The following is a 24,256-nucleotide window of genomic DNA, read 5'->3' on the forward strand; positions in this document are numbered from 1 at the left end:
TGGCACAGTTTTGAACCTGCACCGTCTGTAGGACGGTGGAAACTTTCGCGCAAATTGCACGGTCATCCCAAAACGGAGGTCAATCGACCCACATCGACGGGAGTAACCATGGCGGCGATTCATATCGGCATTTCCGGCTGGCGCTACACGCTTTGGCGGGGGGATTTCTACCCCGAGGGGCTGACCCAGAAACGCGAGCTGCAGTTTGCGTCACGCGCCGTCAACAGCATCGAGATCAACGGTTCGTTCTACGCGCTGCAAACTCCCAAGCGTTACGCCGAGTGGTATGCCCAGACGCCTGAAGACTTCATGTTCAGTGTCAAGGCACCGCGCTACATCACGCATATCCTGCGCCTGCAGGATGTGCACAAGCCGATGGCGAACTTCTTCGCCTCCGGAGTGCTGGAGCTGAAAGACAAACTCGGCCCGATCCTGTGGCAGTTTCCGCCCAGCTTTAAATTCGATCCGCTGCTGTTCGAAGCCTTCCTCGCCGAATTGCCCACCGACACCCGGCAGGCCGCCACCCTCGCCCACCAGCATGAGCCGCGCCTGAACGGCAAGGCCAGCCTGCAGGCCCACGGCAAGCGCGCCCTGCGCCACGCGGTGGAGATTCGTCATAACAGTTTTGCGGTGCCGGAGTTTGTGCAGATGCTGGAAAAGCACGGCGTGGCGCTGGTGGTGGCAGACACCGCCGGCAAGTGGCCGTATCTCGAAGATGTTACCGCCAACTTCATGTACTTGCGTTTGCACGGCGACAAACAGCTGTACGCCAGCGGTTATACCGATGAAGCCCTCAAGCGCTGGGGCGATCGCATCGAACGTTGGGCCCACGGCAAGCAACCGGCCGATGCGCACCTGGCCGCCCCGCAGCACAAACCGCGCGCCCGCAAACAGCGGGATGTGTTTTGCTTTTTCGACAATGACATCAAAGTGCGTGCGCCCTTCGATGCACGCCACTTGCTGCAGCGTTTCGGGCTGGACAGGCAGCTTTGCACCGAACCCGGCAAGTTGCCTGAACCGGGGGTGTTGCCATGACGCATCCGGAATGGGTCCCCATTACGCCCACCGTCGCCATCACCCACTTCACGGTTCTGACGGTCAATATCCACAAGGGCTTCACCGCCTTGAACCGACGTTTCATCCTGCCGGAACTGCGCGAAGCAGTGCGCAGTGTGGGCGCTGATATGGTGTTCCTGCAGGAAATCCACGGCACCCACGAGCGCCATCCCCAGCGCTACAGCGACTGGCCGAACATGCCGCAGTACGAGTTCCTCGCCGACAGCATCTGGCCGCAGTTCGCCTACGGGCGCAACGCGGTCTACCCCCATGGCGATCATGGCAATGCGTTGCTGTCGAAATTCCAGATCGTGCGCTACGACAACCTCGATATCTCCCAAAGCGGCCATGAAAACCGTGGCCTGTTGCATTGCGTGCTGCGCTTGCCTGGCACCGGACAGGAAGTGCATGCGATCTGCATCCACCTGGGCTTGCGCGAGGTGCATCGCCAGCAGCAATTGCGCTTGTTGGAGCAGCGTATCAGCGAGATCCCGGCGGATGCGCCGTTGGTGGTGGCCGGCGATTTCAATGACTGGCGCCAACGCGCCGACCTCAGCCAGAGCGGCCTGCAGGAAGTCTTCATGCAGGCCCACGGCAAACTCGCACGCACCTTCCCGGCGCGCTTGCCGCTGCTGGCACTGGACCGCATCTATGTGCGCAATCTAAAGATTCATAACCCCAAGGTGCTGACCACCCGCCCCTGGTCCCATCTGTCAGACCACGTGCCCCTGTCGGTGGAGATTGAACTATGAACATTGCCGTTGAGCACATTGCTACCGACCAGCCGCCGGATGAAGCCAAGGCCCGCGACCTCGATTACGGCTGGCAGCCTGACAACCGGCTCGAGTTGCTGGAGAACGGCGAGGCCTACTTTCCCAAAGTGTTCGACGCCTTGCGCGGGGCACAGCGGGAGATCCTGCTGGAGACCTTTATCCTCTTCGAAGACAAGGTCGGCCATGAGCTGCAACGCATCTTGATCGACGCGGCGCAGCGTGGTGTCAAGGTGGTGGTCAGCCTGGATGGCTTTGGCTGCGGTGAACTGAGCCCCGCTTTTCTCGGCGAATTGGCCCAGGCCGGGGTGGCCGTGCAGATGTTTGATCCGGCGTCCAAGACCCTGGGTATTCGCACCAACTGGTTTCGCCGCCTGCACCGCAAGATCGTGGTGGTGGATGCCGCCGTGGCGTTTATCGGCGGGATCAATTTTTCTGCCGATCACCTGGGGGATTTCGGCCCCGAGGCCAAGCAGGATTACGCGGTTCAGGTGATAGGCCCGGCGGTGGCCGACCTGCATCATTTCGCCCTCGCCCAAAGCGGCCGCCAGGTGCGCACACGGCGCGGTTGGCGACGGCGCCAGCAACGGCCATCGCCTTGGCCGACCGATACAGGCGACGGCCTGGTGCGCCTGATTTACCGCGACAATCTGCAACACCGCGACGACATTGAAGAGGCGTATATCCATGCCTTGAGCAAAGCCCAGGAACGCGCGGTGATTGCCAATGCCTATTTCTTCCCCGGTTACCGCCTGCTGCGCGAGATCCGCAATGCGGCGCGCCGTGGCGTGAAGGTGCAATTGATCATGCAGGGCCAGCCCGATGTGCTGCTGGCCAAGCTGGCCGCGCGCATGCTCTACGACTACTTGCTCAAGGATGGCGTGGTGATTCATGAATATTGCCAGCGCCCGCTGCACGGCAAGGTCGCGCTGGTGGATGACGAGTGGAGCACCGTGGGTTCGAGCAACCTCGACCCGTTGAGCCTGTCGCTGAACCTGGAGGCCAACGTGCTGATTCGTGACCGGGCGTTCAATCAGCAACTGTACGAACGCCTGGACGCACTGGCCAAGGAGCATTGCCAGACCATGCCGGAAAACCGCAAGCCGCGCCTGTGGCTATGGCGACTGACCGTCGGTTTCCTGGTGTTCCATGTGATGCGCCACTTCCCCGCGCTGACCGGCTGGTTGCCGGCGCACAAGCCACGGTTGAAACCCTTCGAGGCTCGCACCCATGACATCTGAAGCCAGCGATTCACGCTTCAAGCGCTGGAAGAAACCGCTGACCGTGGCGTTCTTCCTGTTGCTGATCGTGCTGTTCACCCTGCTCGCAAGGCGTATCGACTGGAGCGAAGTGTTCCAGACCCTGGGCGATTTCAAGCTGCGCACCCTGCTGATCGCGGGCACGCTGACGTTGTGCAGCTTTATCGTCTACGCCTGCTTCGACTTGATCGGCCGCACCTACATTCGCCAACCGCTGCGCTGGAAGCAGATCCTGCCGGTCGGGATCATCAGCTATGCGTTCAATCTGAACCTGAGTGCCTGGGTCGGCGGAATCGCCATGCGCTATCGGCTGTATTCGCGGCTGGGGGTGAGCACCGGCAATATCGCCAAGATTCTCGGGCTGAGCCTGGCCACCAATTGGTTCGGTTATATGGCATTGGCCGGGGTGGTGTTCAGCAGCGGCCTGGTGACCATGCCGCCGGGCTGGAAGCTCAGCAGCGGCGCCCTGCAGGGCGTGGGTGTGCTGTTGGTGCTGGCGAGCCTGGGCTATCTGGCGGCGTGCCAATTCTCGAAAAAGCGTGCGTGGTCGATTCGCGGCATCGAGATCAACCTGCCGTCGCTGCGCATGGCCTGCTTGCAGTTGGCATTGGGCGCGTTGAACTGGTCGCTGATGGCGGCGGTGATTTTCACCTTGTTGCCCGCCAAGCTGGACTACCCGCTGGTGCTGGGCGTGCTGCTGATCAGCGCGATCGCCGGTGTCATCACCCATATCCCCGCCGGGCTCGGGGTACTGGAAGCGGTGTTTATCGCACTGCTGCAACATGAAGCGTCGCGCGGCAGTTTGCTGGCCGGGCTGATCGCCTATCGCGCCATCTACTTTATCCTGCCGCTGCTGATCGCCCTGGTGATGTACCTCGGTGTCGAGGCCAAAGCCAAGGCGCTACGGGTGAAGAAAACACCGGCATGATCGCGTTACTGGGACTGGATGATGCTCAACCGTTCCCCCACCACCATCTCGGTGATCCAGTCCACCAGGATCGAGGTGTAGGCCTGTTGTGACACTGGATCGCTCAGGGAGTGGTCGGCACCATCGATGATGCGGTGCGTCAGGGAGTGCGTGTGCTGGCACGCCGCGCGGTAGCTCATGATGGTGGCGTGGGGCACATGGTCGTCGGTTTCCGATTCGACAATCAGCACATCACCGGTAAATTGCGCGCAGGCATGCAGCGCGCGGTTGGTTTCGGCATGCACCAGGGTGCTGCGGTAATCCATCAGGTCGGCCTTATCGAGGTCACGCTTGGGCTTGAGCCATTCCTGGTCGCGGTACAGCGCCGGCACGCGCAGCGCCAGCCAGCGCACCGGACGCAATGAGGTGAGAATCGCCGCCAGGTAGCCGCCGTAGCTGGTGCCCACCACCGCCACCGCCGAGGTGTCGATGGCCGGGTGCGAGAGCAGTCGGTCGTAGGCCGCCAGCAGATCGCGCAGGTTGTCTTCCCGGGTGACGCGGGACAAGGGGATACCTGTGCCCGCGTGGCCACGCAGATCGAACGTCAGGCACACGCATCCCAGGCCGGCGATACCTTTGGCGCGCTCCAGGTCACGCTCCTGGCTACCGCCCCAGCCGTGCACGAATAACACCCCCGGCACCTTCGATTTGGGGCTGAGGAACGTGCCGCTCATCTGTTCGTCGTCGATGTCGATCGCAATGCTTTCGCTTCTAGCCGTCATAAGATTTAACCGTCACGTACTTGAGAAGAAAGTCGCTGTTTTCCGCCGGGCCTCGGTACACCTCGATAGCATCCGCGGGCAGCGCCTGGTCCACGTATGTTTCTACCGAAGACACCTGAATGGCCTTGAGGCCCGGGTGGTTGATAAAGCTCTGCAGCGCCGCGACTTCCGCGCTGCTGGCGCCACCCATGCGCCAGGATTGTTCAAGCACACCACTGCGCCGCTGGCCGTCGCTGTCCAGGCCCTGGGCGATATCGTAGTTGCGCCGGGACGCGTAGAAACCCGGGTAAGCCTCATCGGCGGCCGCGTCGAAGACCTGGGCTTGCTCGATGGCTTGGCGCACGTCGCCGGGCAGCTCGAGCTTGAGCAAATCGTCATAACCGCCAGGCACCACCAGCAGGTTGGAGCCACCGTAGACCTCCTCGCCCTGTCCGTCCTGGGTCAGGTATTGCTCGCCGCAGTAGCTGATGACGTGATCGCCGATAAAACTCTGGCCCACACTATGGGTGACCACATCGTGCAGGTCTTGTTCCAGCACCACGCCTTCGCTGAACATCCGGCCCGCTTCGGGGCGCGCCAGCACAGCCTCGAACTCATCCAGGCTGTGGATAACTTCCTGGCCGCGCCCGGCGCAGGCATGCACCGGTTTCAGGCGGATCGGCCCGCTGTAGAGCAGGCGTTTGGCGGCTTCCTGTGCATCGTTGAGCGCAAATACGCTCAGGCCGTCCAGCACAACGTCGCGCACGCGCTCGCAGAACAAGGGCGACCAGCCTTCGGGGGCCGCGGCGTCCGGCCCCAGGCCGTGACTGATGGCTTTGGTGCCGATGAAATCATGCTCCACATAACCGCCCCACAGGTCTTCGGGCCCCTTGATATCAAGGGCCCGCGCCTGTGCAGGGCCAATCAGTGTTTGCGTGGGAAGCAGGTAGCGTTCACGGCCGGCGTGTTTGCGTGGATCGTAATCACCGCCGTACTTGAGCCCAAGGATTTGCGCCAGCCAGCGCGCAAGGGCTCGGTTGGTTTCGACTTCATGCCGGGGAGCGCCCTCTCGCGTGGAGTGAGCGACTACCCATTTCTTGCGTTGAGTCGGGGTCATGCATCCCCCTTGGCCATCCCGCCATGTGTGTGGGTGGAAGGTTGCAGGGATCAGGCCAAGGCAGGTTCAAAAGTGATGGCTTTGAAATCAATCGCTTGCGCAAAAAGCGATAGCAGTTGGCCTGTACTATTCTGCACGACACCCCCTTGACCGTGGGGCGTTCTGCACGATTCACACGCCAAAACGGCTGCGGTAATCACTGGGTGCCAAACCGGTGATCTTCTTGAAGGTGGCGCGAAACGCACCAGGGTCCTGATACCCCACGGTCCAGGCGATGTGGTCGATGGTGGCGGTGGTGAACTCCAGCATTTGCCGCGCCTTGCCGACACGTAAATGCTGGCAGTATTCGGTGGGCTTCAATCCCGTGGCACTGCGAAAACGCCGTAGGAACGTGCGCTCTTCCAGCCCCGCCTCTTGCGCCATGGCGGCCACGGACACATCCACCGCGCCACTGGCTTGCAACCAATGCTGGACCTTGAGGATGGCCGCATCGCCATGGCTGAGGATCGGCGCAAAGTTGCTGCCGCACTGGCTGGCACTGTCGCTGTGCTCGATCACCAGGAAACGCGCGGTAGCGGCGGCGACGCTGGGGCCCATCAGGCGGTCGACCAGGCGCAGGCCCAGCTCGGACCAGGCCATCAGCCCGGCGGTGGTGATCAGGTCGCCGTCATCGACGATCGGTTTATCCGCCTCAAGGCGTACAGCCGGATAACGGGTCGCGAAGGATTTGGCTGAGGACCAATGCGTGGTGGCGCTGCGCCCGTCCAACAGACCGCTGCGCGCCAGCAGGATCGAGCCGATGCATACGCCGCCGAGCACGGTGCCTGCTGCGTGTTGCTGGCGAATCCACTCGAGCAGTGCGGGCGGCGCCTGGTCTTCGGTGAACTCGCCGATTGAAGGCGGCACCAGCACCGCCATCATCGGTTGCTCAGGCCCTGGGTGGCTGTCGAATACCCGCGTGGGTGTGCCATGGCCATCTACCTGCCAGTGGCTCACCCGCAGCAACGGCAGCTGTGCGGATTGATGCTCGGCGGCGATCCGGTTGGCGACACCGAACAGATCGGTCAGCCCATGCACCGCTGCCAACTGCGCACCGTGGTAGATCAACACGCCCAGCTCAACAACCGCCATTGTCAGTTTTCCCCCTGTTATTGTCGGTGCAGCCAATCCCCCGCCCCGGCGCCAGCTAACATACTGGCCCCATCAACCCATCACGAGGCAATACCCATGGCCAAGCAAGCGCTCATCCTAATCGATATCCAGAACGACTACTTCCCTCAAGGCAAGTGGCCGCTCGATGGCGTGGAAGCCGCCGCGGACAAGGCTGCGCAGGTGCTCCAGGCGTTTCGCCAGAACGGGGATGCAGTGATTCATGTGCGCCATGAGTTCACGTCCGAGGATGCACCGTTTTTCACGCCGAACTCTGAGGGTGCCTATTTGCACCCCAAGGTGCTGAACGAGGGCAGCGAGCCGGTGGTGCTTAAACATTTCGTGAATGCGTTCCGCGAAACCCCTCTACGCGCCCTTCTGGAACAGCGCAGCATCACCGAACTGGTGGTGGTCGGCAGCATGAGCCATATGTGCATCGATGCGGTGGTGCGGGCGGCAGCGGACCTGGGCTACAAGGTCACGGTGATTCATGACGCGTGTGCCACCCGCGATCTGGAATTCAACGGGCAGGTGATTCCGGCGGCGCAGGTGCATGGCGCGTATATGGCGTCGCTGGCATTTGGCTACGCGGGCGTAGTGTCGGCGGATGAGTATTTGGAGGCGCAAGCAGCAGCGGCGTAAGCGCTGCTTGCTTCTGTGCCGTCAGCGGGTCGCGATGATAAACAGGCGCGGGAAGGGCAGTAATACAGTGCCATCGCCTAGTGCTGGATAAGCCCGTGTAATCCGCGCCTGGTATTCCTGTAGGAAAGCGGCTTTTTCGCTATCGGTCAGTGGCGCGAGAAAGGGTCGCAAGCCCGAGCCCTTGAACCACTCCACCACAGCGGCATGATCCGACAGCGGATGCTGGTACGTGGTGTGCCACACATCCACGGTACTGCAGTGTTGGCTCAGCAACTCGTAGTAGTAGCTCACCGAGTGGCGCTCATTGTGTTGGAACGCGCCGATCTTTGCCGCCCATGGGCCATCTGCCGCCACTTCACGCGCCAGCCGGTGGGCGGGTTCATTGAGGTTGTCCGGGGTTTGTACGGCGAGCGTGCCGCCAGGCGTCAACTGGTCGACCAGATGCGGATAGAGCGTGGCGTGGTTTGGCAGCCATTGCAGCGAAGCGTTGGCGAGGATCACGTCGAATGTCTGCGACGGACTCCAGGCACCGATGTCCGCCAGCTCAAAGTTCAGCGCGGGCAGGCGCTTGCGGGCGTCGACCAGCATATCCTCGGAACTGTCCAGGCCCGTCACCTGCGCCTGCGGGAAACGCTCGGCCAATACCTGGGTGGAGTTGCCGGGGCCGCAACCCAGGTCCACCGCTGTGTGCACCGCGGTATTCGGAATGGCCGCGACCAGGTCACGGACCGGACGAGTGCGTTGTTGTTCAAACATCGTGTATTGCTTGGCAGACCAGGTCATCGCGGCTCTCCTTGTTCTGTGGAAGTGGGTTACAGCCTAAATCGAGTGGCCCCTGAGGACAAATGCCAGGGCCAGCGATCGTCCATCCCATGATTTAATCCGTTACGGGTGCAGCTTCATGCATCACGAAATTACAAAAAAGCCCCGAGAGCAGGGCTCACGGGGCTTTTTGGGAAAGCTATACGGATTGCGCCGAGCGATATCCTAGAACGGAATATCGTCATCAAAGCTGTCGAAATCCGGAGCCGGTTGCGGAGCGGCCTGTTGCGGCGCTGGACGTGACTCACGCTGTGGCTGCTGGCTTGGCTGCGGACGCGACTGCTGTGGACGCGGTGCCGAGTTGGACATACCGCCCTGGCCTTGTTGGTCGCCCTGTGGACGACCGCCCAGCAGTTGCATGGTGCCTTGCATGTCGACCACGATTTCAGTGGTGTAACGCTTGATGCCGTCTTTTTCCCACTCGCGGGTTTGCAGCTTGCCTTCGATGTAGACCTGCGAACCTTTGCGCAGGTATTCACCGGCGATCTCTGCGACCTTGCCGAACATCGACACACGGTGCCATTCGGTTTTCTCGACCTTCTGGCCGGTCTGCTTGTCGGTCCACTGTTCGCTGGTCGCCAGACTCAGGTTGGTCACGGCGTTACCGTTAGGCAAGTAGCGAACTTCGGGATCCTGGCCGCATGTACCGACCAATATGACTTTGTTAACCCCACGGGCCATAACGTTCTCCTATGCTGGGCGCGCTGTCGGCACTGGGTTGACCAGTTGCTCAAGCGTCGCGCGATCCAATAATTCGGTGTCCAATTTGATGTAAATGGCCGCCTCTTCCGCGACCACGACAGCATCCGTTACCCCTACGACGGCCTTCAGGCGCTCTACCAGGCCGCTTTCACGGATCGCCTCAGGCGATAGCGGCAAACGCAGACTTGTGACGTAGGGAGGTTCGCGCATGGTAACAGCAAAGGCCAACCAAAGTGCAGCCAGCCCGGCGCATCCAAGGAACACAACCGACAAACCGCCATGCTGGAACATCCAGCCGCCCATGATGCCGCCCAACGCCGAACCCAGGAACTGGCTGGTGGAATACACCCCCATCGCCGTGCCCTTGCCACCGGCCGGTGAAACTTTACTGATCAGCGAAGGCAACGAAGCCTCCAGCAGGTTGAACGCGGTGAAGAACACCACCGTACCGATAACCAGCGCCCGTAGGCTGTCGCCGAACTGCCAGAAGAATAGTTCAGTGAGCATCAATGTCGCGACGGCGCCGAGCAAAACTCGTTTCATTTTGCGTTTCTTCTCGCCATAGATAATGAACGGGATCATGGCGAAGAACGAAATCAGCAGTGCCGTGAGGTAGACCCACCAGTGCTGTTCCTTGGGCAGCCCGGCTTTTTCCACCAGCGCCAGGGGCAAGGCGACGAAGCTGCACATCAGCATTGCGTGTAATACGAAGATACCTAAATCCAGGCGCAACAGATCCGGGTGCTTGAGCGTCGGCAACAGGGCCTTGCGTGCGACGCCCGACTCACGGTGCTGCAATGTGCCAGTGGAGCGCGGCACCATGAAGGCCACGATCACGATCCCGAACAACGCCATGCCGCCGGTGGCAAGGAACAAGCCATGCAAGCCAAAGGCACGCGTCAGCAACGGGCCCACGACCATAGCCACGGCGAACGACAGACCGATGGTCATGCCGATCATGGCCATGGCCTTGGTGCGGTGTTGCTCACGGGTCAGGTCGGAAAGCAGCGCCATGACGGCAGCGGAAATCGCCCCGGCACCTTGCAGGATGCGTCCGGCGATCACGCCCCAGATCGAATCGGATTGTGCCGCGAGCACGCTGCCGAGGGCGAAGACAATCAGCCCGAGGTAAATCACCGGACGCCGGCCAATCCGATCGGAAATGATTCCGAACGGAATCTGAAAAATCGCCTGGGTCAGGCCATAGGCGCCAATCGCCAGGCCGATCAGTGCGGGGGTCGCGCCTGCCAGATCCATTCCATAGGTCGCCAGTACCGGCAACACCATGAACATGCCAAGCATACGGAACGCGAACACCAGGGCCAGACCGCTTGCTGCCCGGGTCTCGCCGCTACTCATGCGTTCGCTGTGGGGATCGTGCATGGAAAAACCTCGTGTGAACCGGCGGCGATTCTACCAGTCCCATCGATTGAGAGGGTATATGCGGCGCTTTGCCGCGCAGCTTTCATGTAAGGCTGCACCCGGCACTTTGACAGTGTATATTCATCCAGTCTTTAGCCGTATACTCCTGCATTATTTACGCCCGCCGTGCGAGGCCATCTTGGACAAGATCCTGATTCGTGGGGCTAGAACCCACAACCTGAAGAACATCGACCTGACCCTGCCCCGGGACAAACTGATCGTCATCACCGGCTTGTCCGGCTCCGGCAAATCGTCCCTGGCGTTCGACACGCTGTATGCCGAAGGTCAGCGTCGCTATGTGGAATCGCTGTCGGCCTATGCCCGGCAGTTCCTGTCGATGATGGAAAAGCCGGACGTCGACACCATCGAAGGCCTCTCGCCGGCGATTTCCATCGAGCAGAAGTCGACTTCCCATAACCCACGCTCCACCGTGGGCACCATCACCGAAATCTACGACTACCTGCGCCTGCTCTACGCGCGGGTAGGCATCCCGCGCTGCCCGGACCACGACATTCCGCTGGAAGCGCAGACCGTCAGCCAGATGGTCGACCTGGTGCTGGCCCAACCGGAAGGTGCCAAGCTGATGCTGCTGGCGCCGGTGATTCGCGAGCGCAAGGGCGAACATCTCTCTGTATTCGAAGAGCTGCGTGCTCAAGGTTTCGTACGTGCGCGTATCAACGGCAAGCTGTATGAGCTGGACGAAGCGCCGAAACTCGACAAGCAGAAGAAGCACTCGATTGATGTAGTGGTCGATCGCTTCAAGGTGCGGTCCGACCTGCAGCAGCGTCTGGCGGAATCGTTCGAGACCGCGTTGAAGCTGGCGGATGGCATTGCCCTGGTGGCGCCGATGGATGACGAGCCGGGTGAAGAGATCATCTTCTCCGCGCGCTTTGCCTGCCCGATCTGTGGCCACGCCATCAGCGAGCTGGAGCCCAAGCTGTTCTCCTTCAACAACCCGGCCGGTGCCTGCCCGACCTGCGATGGCCTGGGCGTGAAGCAATTCTTCGACATCAAGCGCCTGGTCAACGGCGACCTGACATTGGCGGAGGGCGCGATACGCGGCTGGGACAGGCGTAACGTCTATTACTTCCAGATGCTCGGGTCGTTGGCGTCCCATTACAAGTTCAGCCTTGAAGTACCTTTCAACCAACTGCCGGCAGACCAGCAGAAAGTCATCCTTAATGGCAGCGGCTCGCAGAACGTCGACTTCAAGTACCTGAACGACCGTGGCGACATCGTCAAGCGCTCCCACCCGTTCGAAGGCATCGTGCCGAACCTGGAGCGGCGCTACCGCGAGACTGAATCGGCGAGTGTGCGCGAGGAGCTGGCAAAATTCCTCAGCACCCAACCGTGCCCGGATTGCCGGGGCACTCGCCTGCGTCGTGAGGCGCGGCATGTGTGGGTGGGTGAGAAGACGCTGCCGGCGGTGACCAACCTGCCGATCGGCGATGCCTGTGAATACTTTGGTGTACTGAAGCTCACCGGGCGCCGTGGGGAAATTGCCGACAAGATCCTCAAGGAGATTCGCGAGCGCCTGCAGTTCCTGGTTAACGTTGGCCTGGACTATCTGTCGCTTGATCGCAGCGCGGACACGTTGTCCGGTGGTGAGGCGCAGCGAATTCGCCTGGCCAGCCAGATTGGTGCCGGCCTGGTGGGGGTGTTGTACATCCTCGATGAGCCTTCGATTGGTTTGCACCAGCGGGACAACGATCGCCTACTTGGCACGCTGAAACACCTGCGGGATATCGGCAATACGGTGATCGTGGTCGAGCACGATGAAGACGCGATTCGCCTGGCGGACTATGTGGTCGATATTGGCCCAGGCGCCGGCGTGCATGGAGGACATATTGTCGCCGAGGGCACGCCTGCCGAGGTAATGGCACATCCCGACTCGTTGACCGGCAAGTACCTGTCCGGTCGCGTGAAGATCGCAGTGCCAACCAAGCGTACACCGCGCAACAAGAAGATGGCGTTGCACCTCAAGGGCGCGCGCGGCAACAATTTGCGCAATGTTGACCTGGAAATACCACTGGGCCTGCTGACCTGCGTGACCGGTGTTTCCGGCTCAGGCAAGTCGACGCTGATCAACAACACGCTGTTCCCCTTGAGTGCCACCGCCTTGAACGGCGCCACCACCCTGGAAGCCGCCGCGCACGACAGCATCAAGGGCCTGGAACACCTGGACAAGGTGGTCGATATCGACCAAAGCCCGATTGGCCGCACACCGCGCTCCAACCCCGCGACCTACACCGGGCTGTTCACGCCTATTCGTGAGCTGTTTGCTGGCGTGCCGGAATCCCGTTCACGGGGCTACGGGCCAGGCCGCTTCTCGTTCAACGTCAAGGGCGGTCGCTGTGAAGCGTGCCAGGGCGATGGCCTGATCAAGGTGGAGATGCACTTCCTCCCGGACATCTACGTGCCGTGCGATGTGTGCAAGAGCAAGCGTTACAACCGCGAGACTCTGGAGATCAAGTACAAGGGCAAGAGCATCCACGAGACCCTGGAGATGACCATCGAAGAAGCGCGGGTGTTCTTTGATGCGGTTCCGGCGCTTGCGCGCAAGCTGCAGACGCTGATGGATGTGGGTCTGTCATATATCAAGCTGGGGCAGTCGGCGACCACGCTGTCCGGTGGTGAGGCGCAGCGGGTTAAGCTGTCTCGCGAGCTGTCCAAACGCGATACGGGCAAGACCTTGTATATCCTGGACGAACCGACAACTGGCTTGCACTTTGCGGATATTCAGCAATTGCTGGATGTGTTGCACCGCTTGCGCGATCACGGCAACACCGTAGTGGTGATTGAGCACAACCTGGATGTGATCAAGACGGCCGACTGGCTGGTGGATCTAGGGCCGGAAGGCGGATCCAAGGGTGGCCAGATCATTGCGGTAGGTACGCCGGAGCAGGTCTCCGAGATGCCACAATCGCATACGGGCTACTACTTGAAACCATTGCTGGCGCGCGACCGGGCCTGATTTATCAAGCTCAATAAAAAGCCCCTGTCACTGCTGAGGTGACAGGGGCTTTTTTGTAGTTGGAAATCAGAACTGCGATTGCAGGTAGTTTTCCAGGCCAATCAGCTTGATCAAGCCCAACTGCTTTTCCAGCCAGTAGGTGTGATCTTCTTCGGTATCGTTCAACTGCACGCGCAGGATTTCCCGCGTGACGAAGTCGCTGTGCTGTTCGCAGAGCTCGATGCCCTTGCAGAGAGCAGCACGCACTTTGTATTCAAGACGAAGATCCGCTGCAAGCATGTCAGGTACGCTGGTGCCCACATCCAGATCGTCGGGACGCATACGTGGCGTGCCTTCGAGCATCAGGATACGGCGCATCAGTGCATCGGCGTGCTGTGCCTCTTCTTCCATTTCGTGGTTGATACGCTCGTAGAGTTCGGTAAAACCCCAGTCTTCGTACATGCGCGAGTGGATGAAATATTGGTCACGAGCTGCCAGTTCGCCCGTCAGCAACGTGTTGAGGTAATCGATTACGTCGGGGTGACCTTGCATCGCCCTACATCTCCCTGCTTGAAAGTCTGTAGTTTGAACCATGCTGACTCGGAGGTCACGGGACTAACGGCAGAAAAGTGAAGATTTCCGCAGAAAAGTAGCTGAAATAACGCAAAAACCGCCCAAATGAGGGCGGTTCTGCTTATCGTTTAGAGTCAGTTAAGCGATACACCCAGTGCCTTTGCGATTGCTTCTCCATAAGCAGGATCTGCCTTGTAGAAGTGCTGCAATTGACGCTGGACCACATCATCGGAAACTCCGCCCATTGCCCCTGCGATATTGCTGGTGAGCAACGCTTTCTGCTCATCGCTCATCAGACGAAACAACGCACCAGCATGGCTGTAGTAGTCGGTGTCTTCACGGTGATCGTAACGATCAGCCGCACCGCTCAAGGGCAATGCAGGCTCAGCGTACTGTGGCGCTTGCTTCGGAGCTTCGGCGTAGCTGTTCGGTTCGTAGTTCGGTGTGGCCCCACCATTGCTGCCAAACGCCATCGAACCATCACGCTGGTAGCTGTTGACCGGGCTACGCGGAGCATTCACCGGCAATTGCTGGTGGTTGGTACCCACGCGGTAGCGGTGAGCATCTGCGTAAGCGAAAACCCGACCTTGGAGCATACGGTCTGGCGACAGGCCAACGCCTGGAACCATGTTGCTTGGGCCAAATGCAGCCTGCTCTACTTCAGCGAAGTAGTTCTGCGGGTTGCGGTTAAGTTCCAGCTCACCCACTTCAATCAACGGGAATTCTTTCTGCGACCAGGTCTTGGTCACATCAAACGGATTCTCGTAATGGGCGTTCGCCTGGGCCTCGGTCATGATCTGGATGCAGACCCGCCATTTCGGGAAGTCACCGCGCTCGATCGCACCAAACAGATCACGCTGGGCGTAATCAGGATCAGTACCGGCCAGGCGGGCCGCTTCAGCCGGCGCCAGGTTCTTGATGCCTTGCTTGGTTTTGTAGTGCCACTTCACCCAGTGCCGCTCGCCGCTGGCGTTAATCAAGCTGTAGGTGTGGCTGCCAAAGCCGTGCATATGACGGTAGCCATCGGGAATACCACGATCCGAAAACAGAATGGTGACCTGGTGCAGCGCCTCTGGAGAGTGCGACCAGAAGTCCCACATCATTTGCGCGCTTTTCAGGTTGCTTTGCGGCAACCGCTTCTGAGTGTGGATGAAATCTGGGAATTTCAGCGGATCGCGTATGAAGAACACCGGTGTGTTGTTACCCACGATGTCCCAATTACCTTCTTCGGTGTAGAACTTCAAGGCAAAACCACGAGGGTCGCGCTCAGTGTCTGCCGAGCCACGTTCACCGCCCACAGTAGAGAAACGCAGGAACGTTGGAGTTTGCTTACCAACGGACTCGAACAATTTGGCGCTGGTGTATTGGGTAATGTCCCGGGTGACCGTGAAGGTCCCGTAGGCACCCGACCCCTTGGCGTGTACGCGACGCTCAGGGATGTTTTCACGGTTGAAATGGGCAAGTTTCTCGATCAGGTGAAAATCGTCAAGAAGCAGCGGGCCGCGCGGGCCGGCTGAACGGGAATTCTGGTTATCCGCAACGGGAGCGCCGCTGGCGGTGGTAAGGATTTTATTCTGGCTCATGCTCAATTTTCCTCAGGTCGGACTTGGAACTGCCGGCTAATCGGCTTGGAGGGAGTATTGACCATCGACATGACACCTACAAATTCATTAAATCGTAAGCTTCAATAGAAAATAACTAACAATACCCCCGCGCACATAGTGCTGAGCGCTGTCTGAGGAAGCTTGTACAAATCGCGCTTTTGTTACGCCCACAAAAAACCGGGCACTAGGCCCGGTTCTTCGTTACAGCTTGTCGTCTTACTCGGCGCTTACAGCTTCGCCGGCAGTAGCACGATCAACCAACTCGACGTACGCCATAGGCGCGTTGTCGCCAGCGCGGAAACCGCACTTGAGGATGCGCAGGTAGCCACCCTCACGGGTAGCGTAACGCTTGCCCAGGTCGTTGAAGAGCTTACCAACGATAGCTTTCGAACGAGTACGGTCGAAAGCCAGACGGCGGTTAGCCAGGCTGTCTGTCTTGGCCAAAGTGATCAGCGGCTCAGCAACGCGACGCAGTTCTTTAGCTTTCGGCAGTGTAGTTTTGATCAGCTCGTGCTCGAACAGCGACACCGCCATGTTTTGAAACATGGCCTTGCGGTGCGAGCTGGTACGGCTCAGGTGACGACCACTTTTACGATGACGCATGGTTCATTCCTTACCAAACTCACGTTCGGTGATTACGACGATCAGGCAGTCGCCTTGTCGTCCTTCTTAAGACTTGCAGGCGGCCAGTTGTCGAGGCGCATGCCGAGGGACAGACCGCGGGAGGCCAGAACGTCCTTGATTTCAGTCAAGGATTTCTTGCCCAGGTTCGGAGTCTTCAACAGTTCTACTTCGGTACGCTGAATCAGGTCGCCGATGTAGTAAATGTTTTCCGCCTTAAGGCAGTTAGCCGAACGTACAGTCAGTTCCAGATCGTCAACCGGGCGAAGCAGGATCGGATCGATCTCGTCTTCCTGCTCGATTACCACTGGTTCGCTGTCACCTTTGAGGTCGACGAACGCAGCCAACTGCTGTTGCAGAATGGTTGCAGCGCGGCGGATAGCCTCTTCAGGATCCAGAGTACCGTTGGTTTCCAGATCAATAACCAGCTTGTCCAGGTTAGTACGCTGCTCGACACGGGCGTTTTCCACCACGTATGCGATACGGCGAACCGGGCTGAACGAAGAGTCAAGCTGCAAGCGACCAATGCTGCGGCTTTCGTCTTCATCGCTCTGACGCGAGTCGGCCGGTTCATAACCACGACCACGAGCTACGGTGAGCTTCATGTTCAGGGCGCCGTTAGACGCCAGGTTAGCGATTACGTGATCGGGGTTAACGATCTCGACATCATGATCCAGCTGAATATCGGCAGCGGTAACCACCCCCGAACCCTTCTTCGACAAGGTCAGCGTAACTTCGTCACGGCCGTGCAGCTTGATAGCCAGACCTTTAAGGTTCAACAGGATTTCAATTACGTCTTCCTGTACACCTTCGATGGCGCTGTACTCGTGGAGCACACCGTCAATCTCGGCCTCGACTACTGCACAGCCGGGCATTGAGGACAACAGGATGCGGCGCAGCGCGTTGCCCAGGGTGTGGCCAAAACCACGCTCGAGAGGCTCGAGAGTGATCTTGGCGCGGGTTGGACTGACAACCTGCACATCAATGTGGCGGGGTGTCAGGAACTCATTTACCGAAATCTGCATGGATGCACCTATTTTCTAGCCCTTACTTGGAGTAGAGCTCGACAATCAGGCTTTCGTTGATGTCGGCGGACAGATCACTGCGAGCAGGAACGTTCTTGAAAACGCCCGACTTCTTCTCAGTGTCTACTTCTACCCATTCTACGCGGCCACGTTGGGCACACAGATCGAGAGCTTGGACAATGCGAAGTTGGTTTTTTGCTTTCTCGCGAACTGCGACCACGTCACCAGCACGAACCTGGTAGGACGGAACGTTTACGGTCTGACCGTTAACGCTGATCGACTTGTGCGATACCAGCTGACGGGATTCGGCACGAGTCGAACCAAAGCCCATACGGTATACAACGTTGTCCAGACGGCATTCGAGCAGTTGCAGCAGGTTTTCACCGGTTGCACCTTTCTTGCCAGCAGCTTCTTTGTAGTAGCCACTGAACTGACGCTCGAGAACGCCGTAGATACGACGGACCTTCTGCTTTTCACGCAGCTGGGTGCCGTAATCGGACTGGCGACCGCGGCGTTGGCCGTGGATACCAGGTGCTGCTTCAATGTTGCACTTCGATTCGATCGCGCGCACGCCGCTCTTCAGGAAGAGATCGGTGCCTTCGCGACGAGCGAGTTTGCATTTTGGACCAATGTAACGAGCCATTCTTTACAATCTCCTGGATTACACGCGGCGCTTCTTCGGCGGACGGCACCCGTTGTGCGGGATTGGCGTCACGTCGGTGATGCTGGCGATCTTATAGCCACAGCCGTTCAAAGCACGGACAGCAGACTCACGACCTGGACCTGGACCTTTGACGTTAACGTCGAGGTTTTTCAGGCCATATTCCAGCGCAGCTTGACCAGCACGTTCAGCAGCTACTTGAGCAGCAAACGGCGTGGACTTGCGGGAACCGCGGAAACCCGAACCACCGGAGGTAGCCCAAGAAAGCGCGTTACCTTGACGGTCGGTGATGGTCACGATGGTGTTGTTAAAAGATGCATGGATGTGGGCGATGCCATCAACCACTGTCTTTTTAACTTTTTTACGAGGACGAGCAGCAGGTTTTGCCATGATAATTTTCCTGTCGATTCGCTGGGGCGATTACTTGCGGATCGGCTTACGCGGACCTTTACGGGTACGCGCGTTAGTCTTGGTACGCTGACCGCGTACTGGAAGACCACGACGATGACGCAGACCGCGATAGCAACCGAGGTCCATCAAACGCTTGATTTTCATGTTGATTTCGCGACGCAGGTCACCTTCAGTGGTGAACTTCGCCACTTCGCCACGCAGCAATTCAATCTGCTCGTCGCTCAGATCCTTGATCTTAGCGGCTGGGTTTACCCCAGCAACTGCGCAAATTTTCTGCGCAGTAGTGCGACCAACACCATAGATGTAGGTCAGCGAGATAACAGTGTGCTTGTTATCTGGAATGTTAACGCCTGCAATACGGGCCATTCAGTGGGACTCCAATTGACAGCTACCTACGCCCCGGAAGCCAAGAAATAGGGCGCGAGATAATATCGCTGTAATAACAAATAATCAACCCGGCAGCGCACTAGCTGCCGGGCTTCAAGCGGATCACACTCAGCCTTGGCGCTGTTTGTGACGCGGTTCCGCGCTGCAAATTACTCGAACAACACCTTCGCGGCGAATAATCTTGCAGTTACGGCACAGCTTTTTCACCGATGCACGAACTTTCATCACCAACTCCTCGAACCTTATGGGTACTCAGCGCAACATGCCGCTGCCGTAACCCTTCAGGTTGGCTTTCTTCATCAGGGATTCGTACTGGTGCGAAACGAGGTGCGATTGTACTTGGGACATGAAGTCCATCACAACCACGACCACGATCAGCAACGAGGTCCCGCCAAGGTAGAACGGAACGTTTGCTGCAACCACCAGGAACTGGGGCAACAAGCACACGGCCGTCATATATAGAGCACCGAACAGGGTCAAACGAGTCAGAACGCCATCAATGTAGCGTGCCGACTGCTCACCTGGACGAATACCCGGAATAAAGGCACCGGACTTCTTCAGGTTTTCCGCTACGTCTTTCGGATTGAACATCAACGCCGTATAGAAGAAGCAGAAGAAAATAATCCCTGCACTAAACAGCAGAATATTCAACGGCTGACCAGGAGCGATCGACTGAGAGAGGTCCTGCAGCCAGCCCATATTTTCAGACTGACCAAACCAGGTACCCAACGAAGCCGGAAACAGCAAAATGCTGCTCGCGAAAATTGCCGGAATAACACCGGCCATATTCACTTTCAGCGGCAAGTGGCTGGTCTGCGCAGCAAAAACCTTACGGCCCTGCTGACGCTTGGCGTAGTGAACAGCAATACGACGCTGGCCACGCTCAATGAACACCACAAAACCGATAATCGCTACTGCCAGCAAACCGATGGCAACCAGAGCGAAGATATTGATATCACCCTGACGTGCAGACTCGAAAGACTGCCCGATTGCCCTCGGAAGACCGGCGACGATACCTGCGAAAATCAACATCGAGATACCGTTACCAACACCACGCTCAGTAATCTGCTCACCCAGCCACATCATGAACATCGCACCAGCCACAAACGTGGATACCGCGACGAAATGGAAGCCAAAGTCACCAGTGAACGCAACGCCCTGCCCTGCCAGGCCAACGGACATGCCGATAGCTTGGACCAGGGCGAGGACGACAGTGCCGTAGCGGGTGTACTGGCTAATCTTGCGACGGCCAGCTTCACCTTCCTTCTTCAACTGCTCCAGCTGCGGGCTGACGGCGGTCATCAGTTGCATGATGATCGATGCCGAGATATACGGCATGATCCCCAGTGCAAAAATGCTCATCCGTTCCAGCGCACCGCCAGAAAACATGTTGAACAAGCTAAGAATGGTCCCCTCATTCTGTCGAAACAGGTCTGCGAGTCGGTCCGGGTTGATACCTGGAACCGGGATGTGTGCGCCTATTCGGTAGACGATAATCGCCAGGAACAGAAAACGCAGACGAGCCCAAAGTTCAGACATACCGCCTTTGCCGAGCGCTGAGAGAGCACCTTGCTTAGCCATTTATTCCTCGAACTTGCCGCCAGCTGCTTCGATAGCCGAACGCGCACCTTTGGTGGCGCCGATTCCCTTGCCGATAGTGACAGCGCGAGTCACTTCACCGGACAGCATGATTTTCACACGCTGTACGTTGACGTTGATCACGTTGGCATCTTTCAGGGTCTGCACAGTAACGATGTCGCCTTCCACTTTAGCCAGCTCGGACAGACGCACTTCTGCGCGGTCCATGGCCTTCAGGGAAACGAAGCCGAACTTAGGCAGGCGACGATGCAGCGGCTGTTGACCGCCTTCAAAGCCTGGAGCAATGGTGCCACCGGAGCGGGAGGTTTGACCTTTGTGGCCACGGCCACCAGTCTTACCCAAACCGCTACCGATACCACGGCCCGGACGATGCTTTTCGCGACGGGAACCCGGCGCTGGACTCAGATCATTGAGTTTCATCGATTAACCCTCGACACGCAGCATGTAGTAAGCCTTGTTGATCATCCCGCGATTCTCGGGAGTATCCTGGACTTCTACAGTGTGACCGATGCGACGCAGACCCAAACCCTTAACGCACAATTTGTGGTTAGGGATGCGGCCGGTCATGCTTTTGATCAGCGTTACTTTAACGGTAGCCATGATCAGAAGATCTCCTTGACGCTTTTGCCACGCTTGGCGGCAATGGATTCAGGAGATTGCATAGCTTTCAAACCCTTGAAAGTGGCGTGAACCACGTTTACCGGGTTAGTCGAGCCATAGCACTTGGCCAGAACGTTCTGAACACCAGCAACCTCGAGGACAGCACGCATAGCGCCGCCAGCGATGATACCGGTACCTTCAGAAGCAGGCTGCATGTACACCTTCGAAGCGCCGTGAGCGGACTTCATTGCGTACTGCAGCGTGGTGCCGTTCAGATCAACTTGGATCATGTTGCGACGGGCAGCTTCCATTGCCTTCTGGATCGCAGCAGGCACTTCACGTGACTTGCCACGGCCGAAGCCAACGCGCCCTTTACCATCACCCACCACGGTCAACGCGGTGAAAGTGAAGATACGGCCGCCTTTAACGGTTTTGGCTACGCGGTTAACTTGAACCAGCTTCTCAATGTAGCCTTCGTCGCGCTTTTGGTCGTTATTTGACATAACTTAGAACTCCAGCCCAGCTTCACGAGCAGCATCAGCCAGCGCTTTAACGCGGCCGTGGTACTTGAAGCCAGAGCGGTCGAAAGCCACTTGCGAGACGCCAGCGGCCTTAGCACGCGTAGCGACCAGCTGGCCAACCTTTGTGGCCGCGTCGATGTTGCCAGTGGCACCATCACGCAGTTCTTTATCCAAAGTCGAGGCGCTGGCCAGGACTTTGTTGCCGTCGGCCGAGATGACCTGGGCGTAGATGTGCTGCGACGAGCGGAACACGCAGAGACGCACGACTTCGAGTTCGTGCATTTTCAGGCGTGCTTTGCGAGCGCGACGCAGTCGAGTAACTTTTTTGTCGGTCATTTGCTATGCCCTACTTCTTCTTGGCTTCTTTACGACGGACGACTTCGTCCGCGTAGCGCACACCTTTGCCTTTGTACGGCTCTGGTGGACGGAAGTCGCGGATCTCAGCAGCCACTTGACCTACCAGTTGCTTATCGATGCCCTTGATCAGGATATCGGTCTGGCTAGGAGTCTCAGCGGTGATGCCTTCCGGCAGTTCGTAATCCACTGGGTGCGAGAAGCCAAGGGCCAGGTTCAAAACCGTGCCTTTTGCTTGCGCTTTGTAACCAACACCGACCAGCTGGAGCTTACGCTCGAAGCCTTGGCTTACGCCTTGGACCATGTTGTTTACCAACGCACGCGTGGTACCAGCCATTGCGCGAGTTTGTTGATCGCCATTGCGAGCAGCGAAACGCAGCTCACCAGCTTCTTCAACGATCTCAACGGACGAATGGATATTCAGTTCAAGAGTGCCCTTGGCACCCTTCACCGAAAGCTGTTGGCCTGCGAATTTGACTTCGACACCGGCTGGCAGCTTAACGGGGTTCTTAGCGACGCGAGACATGCTTATCCCCCCTTAGAACACAGTGCAAAGAACTTCGCCGCCGACACCGGCAGCGCGCGCAGCACGATCCGTCATCACACCTTTGTTGGTGGAGACGATAGACACGCCCAGACCGCCACGAACTTTCGGCAGATCTTCAGCGGACTTGTACTGACGCAGGCCTGGACGGCTAACGCGCTTCACTTCCTCGATGACCGAACGGCCTTCGAAGTACTTCAGCTCGATGGACAGCAGTGGTTTGATTTCGCTGCTGATCTGATAACCCGCAATGTAGCCTTCGTCTTTCAGGACTTTGGCAACAGCAACCTTCAACTTGGAAGACGGCATGCTTACGACGGACTTTTCAGCCATCTGGGCATTACGGATACGAGTTAGCATGTCCGCTAACGGGTCCTGCATACTCATGGGCTAGACGCTCCTAATACAAAAAAATTAGCCTTGCGGCTACATATGTCGCTGAGAATCTCCGGGTAAAAAACACGGGCTCAGGCGAGCCGCGTATTTTAGACACACTCCGGAAATGAAACAAGCCCCAAAAGGGGCTTGTTCCAGATTCAGGGTCACCGGCGGTCAGTATCTTTCGATTCGGACCACCTGGACGCTGAAAGTACTTACCAGCTGGCTTTAACCAGACCTGGTACGTCACCACGCATTGCCGCTTCACGCAGTTTGTTACGGCCGAGGCCGAACTTGCGGTAAACGCCGTGTGGACGACCGGTCAGGCGGCAGCGGTTACGCATGCGCGAAGCGCTTGCGTCACGTGGCTGCTTCTGCAGGGCAACTGTAGCTTCCCAACGCGCTTCTGGACTTGCGTTCAGATCAACGATGATTGCTTTCAGTGCTGCACGCTTCTTGGCGTACTTGGCAACCGTGAGCTGACGCTTCAGCTCGCGGTTTTTCATGCTCATCTTGGCCATGGTCCTACTCCAATCAGTTGCGGAACGGGAATTTGAAAGCACGCAACAGGGCGCGACCTTCATCATCGTTCTTGGCAGTGGTGGTCAGGGTGATGTCCAGACCGCGGAGAGCATCGATCTTGTCGTAGTCGATTTCCGGGAAGATGATCTGCTCTTTCACGCCCATGCTGTAGTTACCACGACCATCGAAGGACTTGGCATTCAGGCCGCGGAAGTCGCGAACCCGAGGCAGGGAGATCGACAGCAGACGATCCAGGAATTCGTACATACGCTCACGGCGCAGAGTCACTTTGACGCCGATCGGCCAACCTTCACGGACTTTAAAGCCAGCGATGGATTTGCGAGCGTAGGTCACAACGACTTTCTGGCCGGTGATCTTTTCCAGGTCGGCAACAGCGTGCTCGATGACTTTTTTGTCACCGATCGCTTCGCCCAGACCCATGTTCAGGGTGATTTTGGTAACGCGCGGAACTTCCATCACGTTCCCAAGCTTAAGTTCTTCCTTAAGCTTAGGGGCGATTTCCTTCCGGTAAATCTCTTGTAGTCGTGCCATGGTCTAATCTACCTAGCAGTGTTCAAGCATCAACCGCTTTTTGGGTCGACTTGAAGACACGAATTTTCTTACCGTCTTCTACTTTGAAACCAACGCGGTCAGCCTTGTTGGTTTCGCCGTTGAAGATGGCGACGTTAGAAGCGTCCAGCGGAGCTTCTTTCTCGACGATACCGCCCTGCACGCCCGACATCGGGTTAGGCTTGGTATGGCGCTTGACCAGGTTCAGACCACCGATAACCAGACGGTTATTAGCGAGAACCTTAAGCACCTTACCGCGCTTACCTTTGTCTTTGCCGGCGATCACGATGATCTCGTCGTCACGACGAATCTTTTGCATGTCGGAT

At 58.2% G+C, this 24,256-nt stretch carries 30 protein-coding genes; 6 read left to right on the forward strand and 24 right to left on the reverse strand.

Annotated elements, in window-relative coordinates; all coding sequences use genetic code 11:
- The first annotated feature begins 108 nt into the window (after positions 1-108).
- The 4 genes from BM416_RS27185 to BM416_RS27200 are packed head-to-tail and all read left to right on the forward strand — an operon-like array spanning position 109 to position 4,013.
- Entirely contained in the window at positions 109-1,035 is a 927-nt protein-coding gene (locus tag BM416_RS27185; RefSeq protein ID WP_092490065.1) for a DUF72 domain-containing protein, read from the forward strand.
- A complete protein-coding gene (locus BM416_RS27190) occupies positions 1,032-1,808 on the forward strand; it encodes an endonuclease/exonuclease/phosphatase family protein (protein ID WP_027605176.1) in 777 nt (258 codons plus the stop codon). Before BM416_RS27185 ends, BM416_RS27190 begins: the two co-directional genes overlap by 4 nt.
- A complete protein-coding gene (clsB, locus tag BM416_RS27195) occupies positions 1,805-3,067 on the forward strand; it encodes a cardiolipin synthase ClsB (RefSeq protein ID WP_092490066.1) in 1,263 nt (420 codons plus the stop codon). The genes BM416_RS27190 and clsB overlap by 4 nt, the downstream gene beginning before the upstream one ends.
- On the forward strand, positions 3,057-4,013 hold the full coding sequence (locus tag BM416_RS27200) for a lysylphosphatidylglycerol synthase domain-containing protein (protein WP_092490067.1): 957 nt from the start codon (positions 3,057-3,059) through the stop codon (positions 4,011-4,013). The genes clsB and BM416_RS27200 overlap by 11 nt, the downstream gene beginning before the upstream one ends.
- 5 nt (positions 4,014-4,018) lie before the next feature.
- Here BM416_RS27200 and BM416_RS27205 read toward each other — a convergent pair whose 3' ends face one another.
- The 3 genes from BM416_RS27205 to BM416_RS27215 form a co-directional block, all read right to left on the reverse strand.
- Positions 4,019-4,774, reverse strand: coding sequence for an alpha/beta hydrolase family protein (locus BM416_RS27205; protein WP_092490068.1), 756 nt, complete (start codon positions 4,772-4,774; stop codon positions 4,019-4,021).
- The gene (locus BM416_RS27210; RefSeq protein WP_092490069.1) at positions 4,764-5,870 is read right to left on the reverse strand and encodes a DUF3182 family protein; all 1,107 of its coding nucleotides are present in this window, start codon (positions 5,868-5,870) and stop codon (positions 4,764-4,766) included. The genes BM416_RS27205 and BM416_RS27210 overlap by 11 nt, the downstream gene beginning before the upstream one ends.
- 171 nt (positions 5,871-6,041) lie before the next feature.
- Positions 6,042-7,001, reverse strand: coding sequence for a GlxA family transcriptional regulator (locus BM416_RS27215; RefSeq protein WP_092490070.1), 960 nt, complete (start codon positions 6,999-7,001; stop codon positions 6,042-6,044).
- Positions 7,002-7,097: 96 nt separating this feature from the next.
- On the opposite strand from BM416_RS27215, the gene BM416_RS27220 reads away from it, so the two are divergent.
- A complete protein-coding gene (locus tag BM416_RS27220; protein WP_092490071.1) occupies positions 7,098-7,661 on the forward strand; it encodes a cysteine hydrolase family protein in 564 nt (187 codons plus the stop codon).
- A gap of 21 nt (positions 7,662-7,682) precedes the next feature.
- Here BM416_RS27220 and tam read toward each other — a convergent pair whose 3' ends face one another.
- The 3 genes from tam to BM416_RS27235 all read right to left on the reverse strand — a co-directional run bounded on the left by tam (position 7,683) and on the right by BM416_RS27235 (position 10,568).
- Positions 7,683-8,444, reverse strand: a complete 762-nt coding sequence (gene tam / locus BM416_RS27225) for a trans-aconitate 2-methyltransferase (RefSeq protein WP_092490072.1) — start codon at positions 8,442-8,444, stop codon at positions 7,683-7,685.
- Positions 8,445-8,648: 204 nt separating this feature from the next.
- On the reverse strand, positions 8,649-9,164 hold the full coding sequence (locus BM416_RS27230; protein ID WP_003232445.1) for a single-stranded DNA-binding protein: 516 nt from the start codon (positions 9,162-9,164) through the stop codon (positions 8,649-8,651).
- Between the two features lie 9 nt (positions 9,165-9,173).
- Positions 9,174-10,568 (reverse strand): MFS transporter, encoded by a 1,395-nt coding sequence (locus BM416_RS27235; protein WP_015886131.1) that lies wholly within the window; start codon positions 10,566-10,568, stop codon positions 9,174-9,176.
- Between the two features lie 178 nt (positions 10,569-10,746).
- Between BM416_RS27235 and uvrA the strand changes: the two genes are divergently transcribed.
- Complete coding sequence (gene uvrA, locus BM416_RS27240; protein ID WP_092490073.1) at positions 10,747-13,581, forward strand: excinuclease ABC subunit UvrA; 2,835 nt, start codon at positions 10,747-10,749, stop codon at positions 13,579-13,581.
- Positions 13,582-13,647: 66 nt separating this feature from the next.
- Here the strand turns inward: uvrA and bfr are convergent, their stop codons facing one another.
- The 18 genes from bfr to rplX all read right to left on the reverse strand — a co-directional run bounded on the left by bfr (position 13,648) and on the right by rplX (position 24,249).
- A complete protein-coding gene (bfr, locus tag BM416_RS27245; RefSeq protein ID WP_017525959.1) occupies positions 13,648-14,112 on the reverse strand; it encodes a bacterioferritin in 465 nt (154 codons plus the stop codon).
- Between the two features lie 155 nt (positions 14,113-14,267).
- Positions 14,268-15,716, reverse strand: coding sequence for a catalase (locus BM416_RS27250; RefSeq protein ID WP_092490074.1), 1,449 nt, complete (start codon positions 15,714-15,716; stop codon positions 14,268-14,270).
- A gap of 237 nt (positions 15,717-15,953) precedes the next feature.
- Complete coding sequence (gene rplQ, locus BM416_RS27255) at positions 15,954-16,340, reverse strand: 50S ribosomal protein L17 (protein ID WP_003176402.1); 387 nt, start codon at positions 16,338-16,340, stop codon at positions 15,954-15,956.
- A gap of 41 nt (positions 16,341-16,381) precedes the next feature.
- The gene (gene rpoA / locus BM416_RS27260; protein ID WP_003176403.1) at positions 16,382-17,383 is read right to left on the reverse strand and encodes a DNA-directed RNA polymerase subunit alpha; all 1,002 of its coding nucleotides are present in this window, start codon (positions 17,381-17,383) and stop codon (positions 16,382-16,384) included.
- 22 nt (positions 17,384-17,405) lie between these two features.
- Positions 17,406-18,026, reverse strand: coding sequence for a 30S ribosomal protein S4 (rpsD, locus tag BM416_RS27265; RefSeq protein WP_003176404.1), 621 nt, complete (start codon positions 18,024-18,026; stop codon positions 17,406-17,408).
- An 18-nt stretch (positions 18,027-18,044) separates the two neighbouring features.
- Complete coding sequence (gene rpsK, locus BM416_RS27270; RefSeq protein WP_002555466.1) at positions 18,045-18,434, reverse strand: 30S ribosomal protein S11; 390 nt, start codon at positions 18,432-18,434, stop codon at positions 18,045-18,047.
- A gap of 30 nt (positions 18,435-18,464) precedes the next feature.
- Positions 18,465-18,821: a 30S ribosomal protein S13 gene (gene rpsM, locus BM416_RS27275; RefSeq protein ID WP_024077676.1), complete on the reverse strand. Its 357-nt coding sequence runs from the start codon at positions 18,819-18,821 to the stop codon at positions 18,465-18,467.
- Positions 18,822-18,950: 129 nt separating this feature from the next.
- Positions 18,951-19,067, reverse strand: a complete 117-nt coding sequence (rpmJ, locus tag BM416_RS27280; protein ID WP_002555468.1) for a 50S ribosomal protein L36 — start codon at positions 19,065-19,067, stop codon at positions 18,951-18,953.
- Positions 19,068-19,094: 27 nt separating this feature from the next.
- Entirely contained in the window at positions 19,095-20,423 is a 1,329-nt protein-coding gene (secY, locus tag BM416_RS27285) for a preprotein translocase subunit SecY (protein WP_003194637.1), read from the reverse strand.
- Entirely contained in the window at positions 20,424-20,861 is a 438-nt protein-coding gene (rplO, locus tag BM416_RS27290; RefSeq protein ID WP_003176407.1) for a 50S ribosomal protein L15, read from the reverse strand.
- Positions 20,862-20,864: 3 nt separating this feature from the next.
- On the reverse strand, positions 20,865-21,041 hold the full coding sequence (rpmD, locus tag BM416_RS27295) for a 50S ribosomal protein L30 (protein WP_003176408.1): 177 nt from the start codon (positions 21,039-21,041) through the stop codon (positions 20,865-20,867).
- Between the two features lie 2 nt (positions 21,042-21,043).
- Positions 21,044-21,544, reverse strand: coding sequence for a 30S ribosomal protein S5 (gene rpsE / locus BM416_RS27300; protein WP_003186035.1), 501 nt, complete (start codon positions 21,542-21,544; stop codon positions 21,044-21,046).
- Positions 21,545-21,547: 3 nt separating this feature from the next.
- Positions 21,548-21,898 (reverse strand): 50S ribosomal protein L18, encoded by a 351-nt coding sequence (gene rplR, locus BM416_RS27305; RefSeq protein WP_003186037.1) that lies wholly within the window; start codon positions 21,896-21,898, stop codon positions 21,548-21,550.
- A 10-nt stretch (positions 21,899-21,908) separates the two neighbouring features.
- Positions 21,909-22,442: a 50S ribosomal protein L6 gene (rplF, locus tag BM416_RS27310; protein ID WP_003176412.1), complete on the reverse strand. Its 534-nt coding sequence runs from the start codon at positions 22,440-22,442 to the stop codon at positions 21,909-21,911.
- Positions 22,443-22,454: 12 nt separating this feature from the next.
- Complete coding sequence (rpsH, locus tag BM416_RS27315; RefSeq protein ID WP_003176413.1) at positions 22,455-22,847, reverse strand: 30S ribosomal protein S8; 393 nt, start codon at positions 22,845-22,847, stop codon at positions 22,455-22,457.
- Between the two features lie 206 nt (positions 22,848-23,053).
- Positions 23,054-23,359 (reverse strand): 30S ribosomal protein S14, encoded by a 306-nt coding sequence (gene rpsN / locus BM416_RS27320; protein ID WP_003176414.1) that lies wholly within the window; start codon positions 23,357-23,359, stop codon positions 23,054-23,056.
- 13 nt (positions 23,360-23,372) lie between these two features.
- Positions 23,373-23,912 carry a 50S ribosomal protein L5 gene (rplE, locus tag BM416_RS27325; protein ID WP_003194642.1) on the reverse strand — a complete coding sequence of 180 codons (540 nt, stop codon included), beginning with the start codon at positions 23,910-23,912 and terminating at the stop codon, positions 23,373-23,375.
- A gap of 22 nt (positions 23,913-23,934) precedes the next feature.
- On the reverse strand, positions 23,935-24,249 hold the full coding sequence (rplX, locus tag BM416_RS27330; protein ID WP_003176416.1) for a 50S ribosomal protein L24: 315 nt from the start codon (positions 24,247-24,249) through the stop codon (positions 23,935-23,937).
- Between the last annotated feature and the right edge of the window lie 7 nt (positions 24,250-24,256).

Origin of the sequence: Pseudomonas sp. NFACC42-2 (assembly GCF_900116055.1) — a bacterium.
GTDB lineage: Bacteria > Pseudomonadota > Gammaproteobacteria > Pseudomonadales > Pseudomonadaceae > Aquipseudomonas > Aquipseudomonas marginalis.